Below are 16,829 nucleotides of genomic sequence, written 5' to 3'. Positions count from 1 at the left end.
TTATAATCAGGTTTTTCTTTGTGAAACATAGGGATTACCTCACAACTCTTCTTACCTCTATTATACGACTTTACACAAAGAAAAGCCCTTAGAAACTTGACTTCCAAGGACTTTGTCTTCAATCTGACTCTTTATCAAGACAACCTTGATAAAGAGTTTTTGTGACAAAATTTTATTTTTTAATCTAGGGAAGATTCATTGTTAGTGGGTTGCCCCACCCACTAATTTTATGTCCTTATCTTTATAATCTACGATAGCACCAATCGCAGCTTCGATACCTCTGACGATATCAGGTAAACTCATAGATGCTGTATTAGGTTTATTGATCACCTGTTCTGTCATATAAGGAATATGCATAAAACCTGCTCTCATATGTGGAAACTTTTTATCTGCTAAATAGAGAGCCTGGTACATCAAATGATTACAAACAAAGGTTCCTGCTGTATTGGACACTGTAGCTGGTAGCCCTTCCTCTTTTACAGCTTGTACCATTGCTTTAATAGGGAGTGTGCTAAAATAGGCAGCTTCTCCATCTAGTCGAATAGGTGTGTCTATCGGCTGATTTCCTTGGTTATCTGGAATTCTAGCATCATCTTGATTGATAGCGACTCTCTCAGGTGTTAGACTCGCTCTTCCACCTGCCTGGCCGATGCAGAACACTACATCTGGCTGATATCGTTCAATTTCTGTTTCTAAAATCTCTGCTGATTTATAAAAGACCGTTGGGATTTCTGCCCAATAAACCTCAGCCCCATGGATTTCTTTCGGTAATAATTTAACAGCTTCCAAGGCTGGATTAACCTTTTCACCACCAAAAGGATCAAAACCTGTAACTAATATTTTCATTTTATTTCCTTTGCTAAAATGCCAAAAAGTACATCAAAAATACATGTATGATAATCATGATAATAGCTACTCCTACTTGCGCTTTGATAACGCCATTTGGATCTTTCATATCCAAAAGTACTACAGGTAAGGTATTGAAATTGGCAGCCATTGGGCTTAATAAAGTTCCACAACAACCTGCTGTCATAGCAAGAGCACCTGCCACGATTGGATCAGCTCCCAAGGCAAATACAAAGGGAACACCAATTCCAGCAGTAATAACAGTAAAGGCAGCAAAGGCGTTACCCATTATCATGGAGAATAGAACCATCCCAAGGACATAAGCTACCACACCCATAAAACGACTGCCCGATGGAACTAAACCACTTATCAAGTGAGAAATCAGGTCTCCAACTCCTGCTACGGTAAATATTGCCCCTAAAGCACCTAAAAGTTGAGGCACAATCCCACTGGTTGAAACTTGTTGCACCATGCGATTGTTTTCTGCTAACAAACTTCTAGGAGAACTCTTAGTAATCAATAAAAGAGAGATGGTTGCGAAAAATGCAGCAAGACTGATAGCAATCTTACTAAACTCAGGGATCATTTTTGCTAATACCAAAGCAATCAAAGCCATTAACATGACTGGAATAAAAATTTTATTCTTTAGTCGTTTAGCTTCAATATTTGCCTTGACTTCATCCAGAGACGGTAAGGTGCCGATACGAACCTGTTTAAAGAGAGTTAGCAGGGCTAATAGCACTACGATAACTCCAATACAGACAGAAGGTAGATAGGAACCACCGATAAAACTGATGCCCAATAAAGCCCAAAACCCAGCCGTTCCACATCGAACTGGGTTTGTTTTGTCTTTATAGCTACAATAGGCCGTGTGAAGGAATTGACAACCAATCACAATATAGGTCAACTCTAATAACTGTCTTGCTAGATTGGTCATTCTTCTTTCCCTTTACTAACCTTATTTGCTAGCAGTTTTCTATCAAACAGGTAATTGTAAATCCCAACTATAAATAGGGCAATTCCTGCAACTATAAGCGAAGCTGAAGCAATTCCTGCATAATTACTTTCGTAACCTAATTGGTCCAGTGTGCCCCCTATCAAGAGGACACCACCTGCACCAACGAAAGTGTTTTGAGCAAAGAAATTTGCGAAATTATCATTTGCTGCTGCACGCGCTTTTAGCGCTTCGCTCTCCTGCTCCGTTAATTTTCTACCTAATTGTGACTCTGCTGCTGCTTGTCCCATGGGTTCAACCAAAGGCCTTACAAACTGCGAATGTCCTCCTAGACGAATGGCAAAGAAACCATCGAGTTCCCGAAAAAAGAAATACACTGTATAAAAACTTCCAACTGTTAGTCCCTTTATCTTTTGAATCAAGTCAATCGAACGTTGCTTGAGGCCAAAAGTTTCAGATAAACCTACTAGTGGCAAGGTTACCATAAAAATCGTCAGAACTCGTTGATTACTAAATTCTTTTCCCAAAATTTCCAAGAACTCAACAAGAGAAACTCCAGAAACTAGAGCTGTAACTAAACTAGCTAAGACTACCGTTGCAATGGTATCTAATTTATAGACAAAACCAATCACAATGATAAATATCCCTATTAGTTTAATCCATTCCATATAGGCCCCTTTATTCCAAAAGTACTAGTCTGTTTTATTTGACATGACTTTCTAATTCTTTTTGGTATTTATTGTTTGATTCCAATTTTTCTTTTTGCCATTTTTCAAGAGCTGCTTGATATTCTTTAGCAGTTACAATCTCTTTTTGCAATTTCATTCCCTTGAAGATGTATGGATCACCCTTAATACCTACTTGTGAGTATGGTTTAGAGAATGGAACGACATTGCTGACAACTGGTGAACCACCTGATGAAGCTGTTGGCATCAAGAGAGAACTATCAGTAAGCCAAGCTTGAGCTTTAGCATATTTTTCATATCTCTTATCTAAGTCATTTTTCTCAGAAACTGCATCATCCAAGAGTTTCTTATATTCGTCCAAACCTAGTTGAGCTACTACTTCCTTGTCTTTTCCTTTAGTAATACCAAGGTGTTTCATAGCGGAACCAGTCTTAGGATCCATAATATTGAGATAACTTGCTGGGTCTTGATAGCTTGGAGCCCATCCAGTACTGTTCAAGTCATAGTCTTTTTGAGCAGGAACACGCGCTTGAGATGTAATGCTTTCCTTCTCGTTATCAGTCATCTGAAGAACATCGATCACGACATTTTCAGAACCAAGAGTTGACTCGATTGATTGCTTGAAGGAATTGCTTTGTTGAACGGCAATGGTATCTGTCTGTTCAACTGGGACATCCAAGTGAATTGGGAAGGTTACACCTTTTGCTTCCAATTCTTTCTTAGCTTTTTCAAATGAAGCTTTGGCTTTGTCAGGATTGTAGATGGTATCTTTTCCGTCTACAAGCTCAACACCTTTCCATTGGTCTCCATAGTTGACCAATTCTTTTTGAGCAATATCACCAAAGTTTTTACCACCAGATTGAACGAAATTGTCTGGTACTAAGCTATTACGAATAATCTTATCTGCACCATCTTCACCGTTAAGCTGGGCAGCATAAGAATGACGGTTGAAGGCAAAGTTGATGGCTTGACGGAAGTCCTTGTTCAACATCGCTTCTTTTGTAGAAGTTTTCTGTTCTTCACTTGTTTTCGCTGTCTTATTGAAAGATTGACGGTTTACGTTAAAGGTAAAGTAGTAACTAGTTGAATCCTGTGGACTATATGTAATTTTATCCCCGTATTGCTCCAAAGTAGAAGCAAAGTTTGAGCTACTTGGGAAGAGGCGAGCTGTTGTGTAAACACCCGAAGAGAAGCTACGGATCAAGGATTCTTGGTCTGATCCATCATAGTAAGTTAATTTAACTTTCTCGATTTTAACCTTCTCTTTATCCCAATAATTTGGATTCTTTTCATATTCGATTAAAGATTTTGAAGTCAATGTCTTCAAAATATATGGACCGTTATAAAGAATACCAGCTGGACTGACCGTTCCATAATTTTTACCAGAAGCTTTGAGGAATTCTTCATTTACTGGCAACATAGTTGCTGAAGTTACTTTTGAATTCCAGAAAGTTTCAGGTGCGTTTAGAGTGTACTCAACAGTATAATCATCCACTGCCTTAACTCCAACTGTTGAGAAGTCGTTCGTCTCACCAGTCATATATTCATTCAAGCCCTTAATTGAGTTTTGAATAAGAGTGACACCGTCTGATTTGCCATCAGCTACGTGTTTCAACCCTGTAACAAAATCATGCGCAGTTACTTCAGCGTATTCTTCACCTTCTGACGTGTACCATTTAACCCCTTTACGAAGTTTATAAGTATAAGTCAAACCGTCTTGTGAGACACTCCAATCCTCAGCGAGGGAAGGAATCAAATTCCCATATTCATCGTTTTCCAACAAACCATCAACAACGTTACCGATGATATCAGTTGTTGAAGTACGAGTTGCGATACTGTAGTCCAAAGATGATGGGTCTACTCCATAGACATAAGAGAAAGTTGTAGGCGCATCTGCTTCCTTGTCAGCTTTACCACAAGCTACAAGAAGGACTGCTGTACTCAGGACCACTCCTGCTGTTAACATCCACTTTTTCGTTTTCATAAAGATCTCCTTTAATAATTTTTAATCTACTTTTACAATCCAACCTTCTGGTGCTTCAATGTCACCAAATTGAATACCTGTCAATTCATCATATAGTTTACGAGTCACTGGACCAACCTCTGTTTCACTGTAGAAAACGTGGAAGTCATCACCATGTTGGATTCCTCCAATTGGTGAGATAACTGCCGCAGTACCGCAGGCACCTGCTTCTACAAATCGATCCAGACTATCAATTGGTACATCTCCCTCAACAGGCTTCAAGCCCAAACGATGCTCTGCCAAGTAAAGCAATGAGTACTTGGTAATCGATGGCAAGATTGATGGACTCAGTGGGGTTACAAACTCATTATCAGCTGTAATTCCAAAGAAGTTTGCTGAACCAACTTCTTCAATCTTAGTATGGGTTGATGGGTCTAGATAAATAACATCTGAGAAATGACGGGATTTAGCCATTTTTCCTGGCAAAAGACTAGCTGCATAGTTCCCACCGACCTTGGCAGCCCCTGTTCCATTTGGTGCAGCACGGTCATACTCATCTTGAATCAAGAAGTTTGTTGGAACCAATCCACCCTTAAAGTAATTTCCAACTGGCATCGCAAAGATGGTAAAAATATACTCCTCAGCTGGTTTTACCCCAATGATATCTCCAACACCAATCAAGAGTGGACGAAGATAAAGGGTTCCACCAGTTCCATAAGGTGGTACATATTCCTCATTAGCACGAACAACGGCTTTACAAGCCTCTACAAACATTTCTGTTGGAACTTGTGGCATCAAGAGACGATCACAGGTACGTTGCAGACGTTTAGCGTTTTCATCTGGACGGAAGAGTTGAATACTGCCATCCTTTGTACGATAGGCTTTCAATCCTTCAAATGCTTGTTGTCCATAGTGAAGGCTTGGAGATGATTCTGAAATATGCAAGGTTGCATCTTCTGTTAATTCTCCTTGAGACCATTGTCCATTTTTAAAATTAGCGATATAACGATAAGGTAGTTTCATATAGGAAAAACCGAGATTTTCCCAATCGATCGTAACTGTCATGACAATCTCCTTTATTCTAATCAAGCTCTGTGTTCTATTCTACACTATTCTCCTAAAAATTCAAGTATTATTTGTAATTTTCTGAAAATTTTACTTATAAAAAATCAGTCACTAGGACCGATTTTTAATTTTCTTTGTCTTCTTTAAAGATTTCTTTGAGATAAGCATCAAAAACTTCTTCATCAGAAATGCTATCTGAGATAAAGCTTCCATTGCTTGTACGTTCTGATAGATTCAAATCTTGTAGGATTGATTCGTAAATCGTTCCATTATTTGATTGAATCACAAGTGTTTGTTCTCCATCTTCTACTTCTGTACTAAAGAGATCTCCAACAAATCCTTGTTCTGAGACCGCTCCAGCCAAGAATACGCGATGGGGTTTACTCTTTAATTCTCTCAAGACTTGAAGGCCACGATTGGCACGACTGGTTGCTGGAATTTCCTCTGTTGAAACACGTTTCAAGCTTCCACGTTGCGTCAAAAGATAGAAAGATGAAGTATTGCAGATAAAGGCTGCTTGTATCACATCATCTGCTTTCAAGTTCATGGCTTTGACACCTGCAGCTTTGGCACCAATAACTGGCACTTCTTCGATGTTAAAGCGGAGGGCATAACCGTTTCGACTGATCAACAGAACATCATCCAATTTAATCGGAGCTACTGCTACAATCTGGTCAGTATCATTTTTCAACTTAGCGTACTTGACAGATTTAGAACGATAGGTTCTCCATGGAGAGAATTCTTTGCGTTCTACCCGTTTGATTTGTCCAAGTCGTGTTGCTGCAAAATAAGTTGTCGCATCATCAAATTGATCCACAACTTCTACATAGAGCACTTCTTCATTGGTTTCAAAGTTTGTAATAGACTGGCTCAAATGCTCTCCGATATCCTTCCAACGAATATCTGCCAACTCATGGACTGGTCGATAAATGACATTCCCAAGCGTTGTAAAGATTAAAAGATGCTGGGTAGTTTTCACATTTTGAACGAATAGCAATCGGTCATCATCCCGTTTACCAATTTCTTCTAAGGTTGAAGCTGCAAAGGAACGAGGGCTAGTACGCTTGATATAACCTGCCCTAGTCACGCTGACATAAGTATCTTCTTCAGCAATCAGACTTGCTGTATCAATCTCAATGACTTTAGCTGTATCTTCTAAAGTACTCAATCGAGGTGTCGCAAATTTCTTCTTGACCTCACGAAGCTCTTTTTTCATGAGATTGTACATAGTTCGTTCATCACCGATGATAGCTGCAAGCATGGCAATCTTTTCACGGAGTTCTGCTTCTTCTTCTTGCAAGACAACAACGTCTGTATTGGTCAAACGATACAATTGCAAGGTAACAATGGCCTCAGCCTGTTCTTCTGTAAAATCATAGCTGACCTTGAGGTTTTCCTTAGCGTCAGCCTTGTTCTCAGAAGCACGGATAAGGGCAATAACTTCATCCAGGATAGAGATGACACGAATCAAACCTTCCACGATATGGAGACGTTTTTCAGCCTTTTCCTTGTCAAAGCGAGAACGCGCCAAAATCACTTCACGACGGTGGGCAATATAGCTAGACAAGATTGGTACAATCCCAACCTGACGAGGGGTGAAATTGTCAATCGCAACCATATTGAAATTGTAGTTGATTTGTAGGTCAGTATACTTGAAAAGATAGTTAAGAACAAGCTCGGTATTCGCATCTTTCTTAAGTTCAATAGCGATGCGAAGACCATCACGGTCAGACTCATCACGAACCTCAGCGATACCTGCCACCTTGTTATTGACACGAACTTCATCGATTTTCTTGACTAAGTTAGCCTTATTAATCTCATAGGGAATCTCAGTGATAACGATTTGTTCCTTACCACCTTTAAGCTTCTCAATTTCCGTTTTGGAACGAACAACCACGCGCCCTTTACCAGTTTCATAGGCCTTTTTGATTTCATCACGGCCTTGGATAATCGCACCTGTAGGGAAATCCGGCCCAGGCAAGAATTCCATCAACTTATCAACCTTGGCAGTCGGATGGTCAATCATATAAACCGTAGCATCAATGACCTCAGCCAAATTATGCGGCGGAATATCTGTGGCATAACCAGCTGAAATCCCAGTTGAACCATTGACTAAAAGGTTTGGAAAGGCTGCTGGTAAGACAGTTGGCTCTTTCTCGGTATCGTCAAAGTTCCAAGCAAAGGGAACTGTCTTTTTCTCGATATCTTGAAGGAGATATCCTGCAATCTCAGACAAACGTGCCTCAGTATAACGCATAGCCGCAGGTGGATCTCCGTCCATGGAACCGTTATTCCCGTGCATTTCAACCAGAATCTCACGGTTTTTCCAATCCTGAGACATACGGACCATGGCATCATAGATAGAAGAATCCCCGTGTGGGTGGAAATTACCCATGATGTTCCCGACAGACTTAGCCGACTTACGGTAGCTCTTGTCAAAGGTATTACCATCTTTATTCATTGAATAAAGAATACGACGTTGAACCGGCTTCAATCCATCACGAATATCTGGCAAAGCCCGGTCTTGAATGATGTATTTGGAGTAGCGACCAAAGCGCTCTCCCATGATGTCCTCCAGGGACATGTTTTGAATGTTACTCATATAGGATACAAAGCCCGTAAAATGCAAAGTGAAAATAGGAAATTCTTAAAGCGAGCGACGCTCTCAAGAGAATTTATCTTTTTCACACAGCATTTAGGGCGTGTTCAACTCCTTTCAAAGAATGTAGAGTAGATTTTATAGAAAAGAATTTCAGTTACTTTATATAACTAAACTATCCTTTCTGTAGTTTAAAGTTATGAATTATGTTCTTTATTTTCTTAGTGATTTAGAAGTTTTTCCTCAGCATACTTAATCATCTTCTCAGCTACTTCCCTATCGTATTCAAAGCCCATCTTGTTAGCAAGATATTGAGCTTCTTGGTGGAAAAATTCCATGGTTGCTAATAAAGACTGAGTGATTTTATCTAAACTTGAGAAATCAAGAAGAGCAGAGAATTCCTTCTCCTTCTCAGCAGGCAAGTAGTTAAAGAGGTACTTGTAGTTCTTACCGATGTCGACTACTCCTCTATCACTTGCTACCTGCCAAGCTAAGATTTTCAAGAGTTCTTGCTGGCAAATATTGTAGAGATGATCCGTTGCATAAATGACTTGATTGCGACAAATGCCCTTGACTACATAGGCAGAAACCCACCAAAATTCATTGCAGGCTTTTTTAAAATCCTTCTCAGTAGCTGGACTTGTCCAGTAACGCTGAGGATTTGAAGAATATGGCGCAAACAAGCCCTTAGTGTCCTCTAGCACCGTGAAATCCGCTTCGCTTTCTACCCACTCCTTGATATGCACTTTAGGACATAGAGTCAAATCAATACGGTTACCATCTTCAAAGAGCATGAGGTAGAGACGACGGTTACCTAGGATATTATGTTGCTCAATGTTACACGTACCAAACTGGTCTATCCAAGATAAATCTGAAATCAACTCGTCCAGATTCTCTACAATATAGACAATATCATAGTCTTGAAATTCATCTTTTGGAGCTTGATCCTCTGTTCTTGAGCCAGACAGAGCCACAGCATCAACCTGTAACTTTTTAGCTATTTGTAAAATCAGGTCAAGCATTTCTGTTTCTGTTCTCATTTTAATACCTTATTAGTTATTATTTTTTGAGTGTTGTAAAAAACATGTCTATAAAGTAGGCTATCTACTAGATTCTTTCATTATCAAATTCTAAACCTATTTTTGATATGAGCTTTATAACTTTTTTCACCTAGCTATTAAAATTTTTCACCTTGTACTATAAACCGATCTAAATATTAAATAATCACTAACAATTAGTTGATTTACTAAGTTAGTAATCATAAAGAAGTATTTTCTCTCGATACAATAACTTGTTAGTCATTAAAAACATGAGAAAAATTAGGAACAATAAAATCACATGAAGAAGATTACGCATTATACGACATTATCTATAACAATATACATATCTATCTTCCCTGGAGTCATTATAGGTTCTTTTCGTTGTTTTCAATAAATTAGAAACTTTTAAGAAAATCAGTTCCGCCATTTCATCACAACACGAAAGCAACTCATCAAGACTTTCTTCTGCTTTATAATAACAATCTTGGTCACAAGCTAATGGGTGAAAGCGTGGCACTATGAAAAAATTATGCTTCTTCAAAAATCTTGTTCTTACATTTAATTCTCCATCGATTGTTTGTAGCATACCGTTTTCAGTAAATCTTTTAGTATTATAACTTGTTATAGAATAATAATCACCATCAGAATAAGCGTAGTCTTTAGCAATACTATTCGATTCGCAATCATCTGCATCCCCTCTTATCTTTGCCGGAACATCTCCATCAACCTCAATCATAATAAACTTATTCCAATACCCTGGAGAATTAAAAGCCACCAATCTGTTGATTTTTAGTTCATAAGATAACGTTGAATTAGCTATTCTCATAAGTATTTTTCCGTCTTCAAATTGTAATCTGGATATATCTTCATAAGAGGATCCTCTGACCTTCCGGATAGGTGAAACTTCTAAATAATTGAAATCTTCAAAGAAATTTGTTAAACGATCAATTATTACTTTTTGGTCATTATATACTTTAAAGTTCTTATTATCACAATCTGGAAAAGATTCATAAAATCTATTATCAAAGAAAATTGAGGAAGCTAAATGGGGGATTGGTTTATCTTTAGAATTAACTTCTACTTGTTTATTATCAAAATTTTGATTTTCTCCTCCTCCACTTACTTCTTTATTTTGAGAGTTAGAATTCACAACTTGATTAGCTTCTATCAGATGATTCATAGTAGCAATGTCAGCTATTGTAAAATTAGACGCTTTTTTAACTTCTTCAATCAAGAGTTTGTTCAATTCATCCATCAATTCAAAAAACAGAACAATATCAAAGTCTTGGCTACCAATCATTGTTTTGAGATGATTTTTAAATTCTTCATAACCCTTATATTCACTATTCAATGTATACCGAATTTTTATAAGCTCTTCAAAAACTTGATTTTCCTTCCAGACTTTGGATATACCATCATAACTCGGATTTTCGCCATGTCTCTCGAATATATATTTTTCAAAATCATTTACTACATTTTGAATTTTTCGGCGTTCAAGTTTTTCATCTATTCCCAGCCCCTCTAAAAGCTTGTCCAAATCCATTCCAGTAAAATCAAAGAAAAAAGATATCAATTTTTGTTTATCCATATATTTTTCTCCCTAAAACACCATCTCCCCACTCTCTTCCAGCGTAAACTTGACATTATCCTCAATCCACTTACGGCGTGGTTCGACCTTGTCACCCATGAGGACATTGACGCGACGTTCTGCGCGTGCTAGGTCTTCAATCGTAACACGGATGAGGGTACGAGTTTCTGGGTTCATGGTTGTTTCCCAGAGTTGGTCCGCATTCATCTCACCAAGACCTTTATAGCGTTGAAGTGTAGCGCCTTTACCAAACTGCTTACGGAGTTCTTCCAGTTCTCCGTCTGTCCAAGCATAAGCCACTTCTTCCTTCTTGCCTTTACCTTTGGACATCTTGTAAAGAGGCGGAAGGGCGATATAGACATGTCCTGCCTCGACTAGTGGACGCATATAGCGATAAAAGAAGGTTAAGAGGAGGGTTTGAATGTGGGCACCATCGGTGTCCGCATCGGTCATGATAATGATCTTATCATAGTTAGCATCTTCAAGAGAAAAGTCTGCTCCAACACCTGCACCGATGGTATAAATCATGGTATTGATTTCTTCATTTTTGAGGATATCTGCCATCTTAGCCTTGGCTGTATTGATAACCTTACCACGAAGAGGCAAGATAGCTTGGAACTTACGGTCACGGCCTTGCTTAGCAGAACCACCGGCAGAGTCACCCTCGACTAGGTAGAGTTCATTCTTAGCTGGATTTTTAGACTGGGCTGGGGTTAATTTCCCAGAAAGCAATCCCTTATCTTTCTTATTTTTCTTACCATTACGACTCTCATCACGCGCCTTACGTGCTGCTTCACGAGCATCACGCGCCTTGATTGCCTTACGAATCAGATTTGAAGCTAACTCACCGTTTTCCATAAGGAAGAAGGTCAACTTATCTGCCACAATCCCATCCACAACTGGACGAGCAAGTGGACTTCCTAGTTTATCCTTAGTCTGTCCTTCAAACTGCAAATGTTCTTCAGGAACTAGGATAGAAAGTACAGCTGCCAATCCTTCACGATAATCTGACCCTTCAAGATTTTTATCTTTTTCTTTGAGAAGACCTGTCTTACGTGCATAGTCATTCATAACCTTGGTAATAGCAGACTTAAGTCCTGTCTCATGCGTTCCACCGTCTTTAGTACGAACGTTATTAACAAAGGACAAGATGTTATCTGAAAATCCATCATTATATTGGAGGGCTACTTCTACTTGGAAACCATTATCTTCGCCTTCAAAGTAAAGGACTGGCGTCAAGGTTTCCTTGTCTTCATTGAGGTAAGAAACAAAGTCTTGTACCCCATTCTCATAATGGAATTCAATTGCTTCATCTGTTCGTTTGTCCGTTAATGACAAGGTTACATTTTTCAAGAGAAAGGCTGACTCATTGAGACGCTCTGAAATGGTATTGTACTTGAAGTCTGTCGTAGAAAAGATACTAGCATCCGGCATAAAGGTCACTTTGGTACCTGTTTTAGACTTAGGTGCCGTTCCAACCTTTTCAAGAGTGGTTACTGGCTTCCCACCATTTTCAAAGCGTTGCTTGTAGACTGCACCATCACGAGTGATTTCTACTTCGAGCCAGCTAGAGAGGGCATTCACAACAGAAGAACCAACCCCGTGGAGACCGCCAGAAGTCTTGTAACCACCTTGACCGAATTTTCCTCCAGCGTGGAGAATGGTAAAGATGACCTCAACCGTTGGAATCCCCATAGCGTGCATCCCAGTCGGCATCCCACGTCCGTGGTCTTGAACCGTTAAACTTCCATCTTTATTAATCGTTACATCAATGCGATCACCAAATCCAGATAAGGCTTCATCGACTGCATTATCGACAATTTCCCAAACAAGGTGATGTAGCCCAGCACCGTCAGTCGATCCGATATACATCCCTGGACGTTTACGGACTGCATCCAACCCTTCTAGCACCTGAATGGCGTCATCATTATAATTGTTAATATTGATTTCCTTTTTTGACACAAGGAACCTCCTATTTGTTCATCTTTTCTATTTTACAGGTTTTCTAAGGATTTTGCAAAATTTTCAAGTTAAAAGCCTATTCACAAGTCCTATTTAGTAAAAAAATCACTCATTCCCGCCCTAAAAAAAGAAACCAAGACGAGAGTCTCAGTTTTCTTTTCCTTTAACTTGACTTGTTGCAATATCTTCACCAAACCATTTTTGGCTAATTTCTTGGAATTTTCCTTCTTGATAGAGTTCCACAAAAGCCTCATTCAAATTGGCTAATAAGGTCTTATCCGCTGGTCTTACTCCGACCGCAAATGACTCACTCTCAAAACCGGCTGGAAAAATCTCATATTGGTCCAAGATTCCTTCCGTTTTAAGATAATAGTTGGCATAAACACGGTCAATTAAAAGAGCATCAATCCGATCATTTTGCAGGTCAATCAAGGCTTCTGTAAAACTTTGATATTGGTTTGCCTTCTTATCTTTTACAATATTTTTTAAGAGTTCCGGTTGAGCTTCAAAATCTATATAACCAGAGGAACCTGCTTGGGCTCCCAAAACCTTGCCTGTCATATCAGACACTGATTGGATATTTTGCGATTTTTTAGAAACGAGAACCTGCTGATTCTCCATATAAGGAATGGTAAAAGCTACTTTCTCACGGCGTTCATCAGTCGCCGAATATCCATTCCAGATTGCATCAATGGTCCCGTTTTGAAGTTCGGTTTCCTTCATATCCCAATCAATGGGTTGAAACTGTACCTTGAAACCAAGTTTCTCAGAAACAGCTTGGGCTAAATCAATATCAAATCCAGCATACTGACCATTTTTTTCTTCAAACCCCATGGGAACAAAGGTATTGTCAAATCCAATGGTTATCGCGCCTTGTTTTTGGTACTTGTCCCAATTATCAACTTTGGGATCACTAGCTTTTTGTGTGCATCCTACTAGGAAAAAAGCAAGTAAGAATACCAAAACAAGTGTGATTTTCTTTCGATTCATAGACACCTCCTACTTAGGCTCTACTTTGAGAATCTGATCTGCAATATTTTCTGCAAACTGGAGATCGTGGGTTACCACAATCTGAGTCATGCCTAGTTCCCGATTTTGTAGAATCAGTTTTTCAACCTCGAGACGCAACTCTGGGTCAAGGGCTGAAGTTGGTTCGTCATAACCAATCACTTCAGGATCTATCATCATAGCGCGTGCTAAGGCAACACGTTGCTTTTGACCACCAGATAATGAGTATGGATAAGCATCTGCGTGAGCTTCGAGCCCCAGACGAGCGAGTAAGTCGGTTGCCTTCTTCTTGGCATCTGCTTCAGACAGCCCCATAGTTTTGATGGGTGACAAAATCAAGTTCTCCATAACGGATAAGTGAGGAAAAAGCTGAAAATCTTGAAAAACAAAACCTAATAAGTGACGCTTTTCAAGTTCATCCAAAGGTAGGGATTCTCCATTATAAAAAATCTCACCTGAATCAATGGTTTCAAGTCCAGCTAACATTCTAAGCAAGGTTGTCTTCCCACCACCAGAAGGTCCAACGATGGCCAAAATCTGCTTTTCAGGAATTGTTAAACTGAAATTGGATAAAATTTCTTTTTTTCCAAATTTTTTGCTGATATTTCTTAACTCTAACATGGATAACCTCCTATCTATAGTAGCTGAACTTCTTCTCAAGTTTCTTAGCTATAATCGTAACAATACCAATCATGAGAAGATAGATAGCTCCTGCTAGAAACATTGGAATCAAGCTGGCATCACGATTGGCTGCAGTACGACTAGCTAGAATCAGATCAGAAATACCGAGCGCATAGACCAGTGAAGTATCCTTAACCAGACTCATAACTTCGTTAAATACACTTGGCAAAACAATCTTGGTCACTTGTGGCAAGATAATATAGCGGACGGTATCGATAGGTTTGAATTTCAAAACCTTAGCTGCCTCATATTGCCCTTGAGGAATGGTTGCAATCCCTCCACGGAATATTTCTGCAAAGTAGGCCGCATAATTAAGCGTGAAGGCAATAATTGCTGCTGGCACACGATCTAGTCGAATTCCGATACTTGGGAGAACATAGTAGATAAAAATCAACTGTAGGAGTAAGGGTGTTCCACGCATCACCCAGATATAGATGTCAATCATGTAATGGAGGGGTTTCCAATGCACCTGTAAGCAAAAAGCAACCAAAATGCCTAAAGGGATTGAAAAAAGTAAGACCAGTGCAAAAACTTGTAAGGTCATTGTCGCACCGCTCAATAAACTTGGTAATATCTCAAATAAGTAAGACATATTCCACCTCCTAAAAATAATTGTTCTCATTATAGCATAAATAAACACAAAATCAAAGAATTTCAGAAACTTTCATGAATTTTTAAAACTTTAACCTTGATTTCCGAACAATAGTGTTCATGAGAAAAATTTTCTACTTACATAAAGAATCAGATGTCACAATTTGAGAAGAGATTCCTTTCCGTTTCTCTCCTATTTCATGGTATAATAGAAGCATGATGACAATAGTATTATTAATTTTAGCTTATTTATTGGGTTCTATCCCTTCAGGACTGTGGATCGGGCAAATCTTCTTTAAGATTAATCTAAGAGAACATGGTTCTGGTAATACTGGAACGACCAATACCTTTCGTATTTTAGGTAAGAAAGCGGGTATGGCAACCTTCGTGATTGACTTTTTCAAAGGAACCATCGCAACCTTACTCCCACTTATATTTCATGTTCAAGGTGTTTCACCTCTAGTCTTTGGCCTTTTAGTTGTGATTGGGCATACCTTCCCAGTATTTGCAAGCTTTAAAGGAGGAAAAGCTGTCGCAACTAGTGCTGGAGTCATTTTCGGATTTGCTCCTCTATTTTGCCTCTATCTAGCAGTTGTCTTCTTCGGCACTCTTTATCTAGGCAGTATGATTTCTCTCTCTAGTGTTACTGCTGCCCTTGCTGCTGTACTTGGGGTGATTCTCTTTCCGCTTATCGGTTTCCTACTGCCAAGTTACGATATATTATTTGTAGTGATTATCCTAGCCCTCGCAAGCTTAATTATCATTCGCCATAAGGATAACATCAATCGTATTCAAAACAAAACTGAGAACCTAGTTCCTTGGGGACTAAATCTTACCCATCAAAAACCTAAAAAATAAAGCGTCAGTTCAAACCGACGCTTTTTTGTTTATTTAGATTTGATATAGTTGATACCATCTGCTTTCGGTGCAACAGCTTTACCAAAGAAGGCTGCTAGTACGACAATGGTCAAAAGATATGGTGCAATTTGCAAGTAAACGGCTGGAACTCCTTGCAAGAAAGGAAGTTGAGAACCGATTACTGCTAAACTTTGTGATAGTCCGAAGAAGAGACTTGAAAGCATAGCACCAACAGGATTCCATTTACCGAAGATCATAGCAGCAAGTGCGATAAATCCAGGCCCAACGATGGTTGTAACTGAGAAGTTAACGGAAATTGACTGAGCGTAGATAGCTCCACCGATTCCTCCAAGGAAACCTGAAATCACAACTCCAAGATATCTCATCTTGTAGACATTAATCCCCAAAGTATCTGCTGCTTGTGGATGTTCACCTACTGAACGGAGGCGAAGTCCAAAGCGAGTTTTAAAGAGGACAAACCATGCTAAGAATGAGAAGGCAATTGCTAGGTAACCAAGTAAACTTGTTGACTTGAAGAAGATATCTCCGATAACTGGGATATTAGCCAAAATAGGGAAATCAAAACGTCCAAATGTTTGCGTTAAGTTATCCGTTTGTCCCTTGTTATAAAGCACCTTCACCAAGAAGACTGCCAAGGCTGGAGCCATCAAGTTAAGTACGGTACCACTGACAACATGGTCAGCACGAAAATGAACTGTAGCTACTGCGTGAATCAGTGAAAAGATAGCTCCGACTAATCCACCAACTAGAAGAGCCAACCAAGGAGTTAATGCTCCCAAATCTTGTGCAAATTCAAGGTTAAAAACAACTCCAGAGAAGGCACCCATGACCATGATTCCTTCAAGTCCAACGTTAACAACTCCACCACGTTCAGAGAAAACGCCTCCGATACTTGTGAAAATAAGTGGTGCTGAGTAAATCAACATTGAAGAAACCATAAGGGTTAGCATTGTTGTAATCGACATC

General features: G+C 39.2%; 14 protein-coding genes. 1 reads left to right on the top strand and 13 read right to left on the bottom strand.

The genetic code is table 11. The features are described 5' to 3' along the window. Positions 1–201: 201 nt before the first annotated feature. From pcp to GEZ89_RS02400, 12 genes are all read right to left on the bottom strand, one after another. Positions 202–846: a pyroglutamyl-peptidase I gene (gene pcp, locus GEZ89_RS02455; protein ID WP_153224840.1), complete on the bottom strand. Its 645-nt coding sequence runs from the start codon at positions 844–846 to the stop codon at positions 202–204. 13 nt (positions 847–859) lie between these two features. Then, complete coding sequence (locus GEZ89_RS02450) at positions 860–1,783, bottom strand: DUF979 domain-containing protein (RefSeq protein WP_153224839.1); 924 nt, start codon at positions 1,781–1,783, stop codon at positions 860–862. Further along, on the bottom strand, positions 1,780–2,469 hold the full coding sequence (locus GEZ89_RS02445; protein ID WP_153224838.1) for a DUF969 domain-containing protein: 690 nt from the start codon (positions 2,467–2,469) through the stop codon (positions 1,780–1,782). The genes GEZ89_RS02450 and GEZ89_RS02445 overlap by 4 nt, the downstream gene beginning before the upstream one ends. A gap of 34 nt (positions 2,470–2,503) precedes the next feature. Next, positions 2,504–4,471, bottom strand: a complete 1,968-nt coding sequence (locus GEZ89_RS02440; protein WP_049503894.1) for a peptide ABC transporter substrate-binding protein — start codon at positions 4,469–4,471, stop codon at positions 2,504–2,506. Positions 4,472–4,492: 21 nt separating this feature from the next. Further along, positions 4,493–5,515 (bottom strand): branched-chain amino acid aminotransferase, encoded by a 1,023-nt coding sequence (locus GEZ89_RS02435; RefSeq protein ID WP_000219010.1) that lies wholly within the window; start codon positions 5,513–5,515, stop codon positions 4,493–4,495. 124 nt (positions 5,516–5,639) lie between these two features. Beyond that, a complete protein-coding gene (gene parC, locus GEZ89_RS02430) occupies positions 5,640–8,117 on the bottom strand; it encodes a DNA topoisomerase IV subunit A (RefSeq protein ID WP_153224837.1) in 2,478 nt (825 codons plus the stop codon). Between the two features lie 218 nt (positions 8,118–8,335). Further along, positions 8,336–9,154: an aminoglycoside 6-adenylyltransferase gene (locus GEZ89_RS02425; protein ID WP_075231940.1), complete on the bottom strand. Its 819-nt coding sequence runs from the start codon at positions 9,152–9,154 to the stop codon at positions 8,336–8,338. A gap of 325 nt (positions 9,155–9,479) precedes the next feature. Then, the gene (locus tag GEZ89_RS02420) at positions 9,480–10,742 is read right to left on the bottom strand and encodes a hypothetical protein (RefSeq protein WP_075231941.1); all 1,263 of its coding nucleotides are present in this window, start codon (positions 10,740–10,742) and stop codon (positions 9,480–9,482) included. 12 nt (positions 10,743–10,754) lie between these two features. Then, positions 10,755–12,704 (bottom strand): DNA topoisomerase IV subunit B, encoded by a 1,950-nt coding sequence (gene parE / locus GEZ89_RS02415; protein ID WP_322741469.1) that lies wholly within the window; start codon positions 12,702–12,704, stop codon positions 10,755–10,757. A 147-nt stretch (positions 12,705–12,851) separates the two neighbouring features. Further along, positions 12,852–13,694 carry an amino acid ABC transporter substrate-binding protein gene (locus GEZ89_RS02410; RefSeq protein ID WP_153224836.1) on the bottom strand — a complete coding sequence of 281 codons (843 nt, stop codon included), beginning with the start codon at positions 13,692–13,694 and terminating at the stop codon, positions 12,852–12,854. Positions 13,695–13,703: 9 nt separating this feature from the next. After that, entirely contained in the window at positions 13,704–14,333 is a 630-nt protein-coding gene (locus GEZ89_RS02405; RefSeq protein WP_075231944.1) for an amino acid ABC transporter ATP-binding protein, read from the bottom strand. A gap of 10 nt (positions 14,334–14,343) precedes the next feature. Continuing rightward, positions 14,344–14,985, bottom strand: a complete 642-nt coding sequence (locus tag GEZ89_RS02400; RefSeq protein WP_153224835.1) for an amino acid ABC transporter permease — start codon at positions 14,983–14,985, stop codon at positions 14,344–14,346. A gap of 215 nt (positions 14,986–15,200) precedes the next feature. Between GEZ89_RS02400 and plsY the strand changes: the two genes are divergently transcribed. Then, positions 15,201–15,842 (top strand): glycerol-3-phosphate 1-O-acyltransferase PlsY, encoded by a 642-nt coding sequence (plsY, locus tag GEZ89_RS02395; RefSeq protein ID WP_153224834.1) that lies wholly within the window; start codon positions 15,201–15,203, stop codon positions 15,840–15,842. 29 nt (positions 15,843–15,871) lie between these two features. Here the strand turns inward: plsY and GEZ89_RS02390 are convergent, their stop codons facing one another. Next, entirely contained in the window at positions 15,872–16,828 is a 957-nt protein-coding gene (locus tag GEZ89_RS02390; protein ID WP_045763741.1) for an ABC transporter permease, read from the bottom strand. Position 16,829: the final 1 nt, after the last annotated feature.

Source organism: Streptococcus mitis (assembly GCF_009496285.1).
Lineage (GTDB): Bacteria > Bacillota > Bacilli > Lactobacillales > Streptococcaceae > Streptococcus > Streptococcus mitis_BP.
This window is presented reverse-complemented; position numbering and strand designations above follow the sequence as displayed.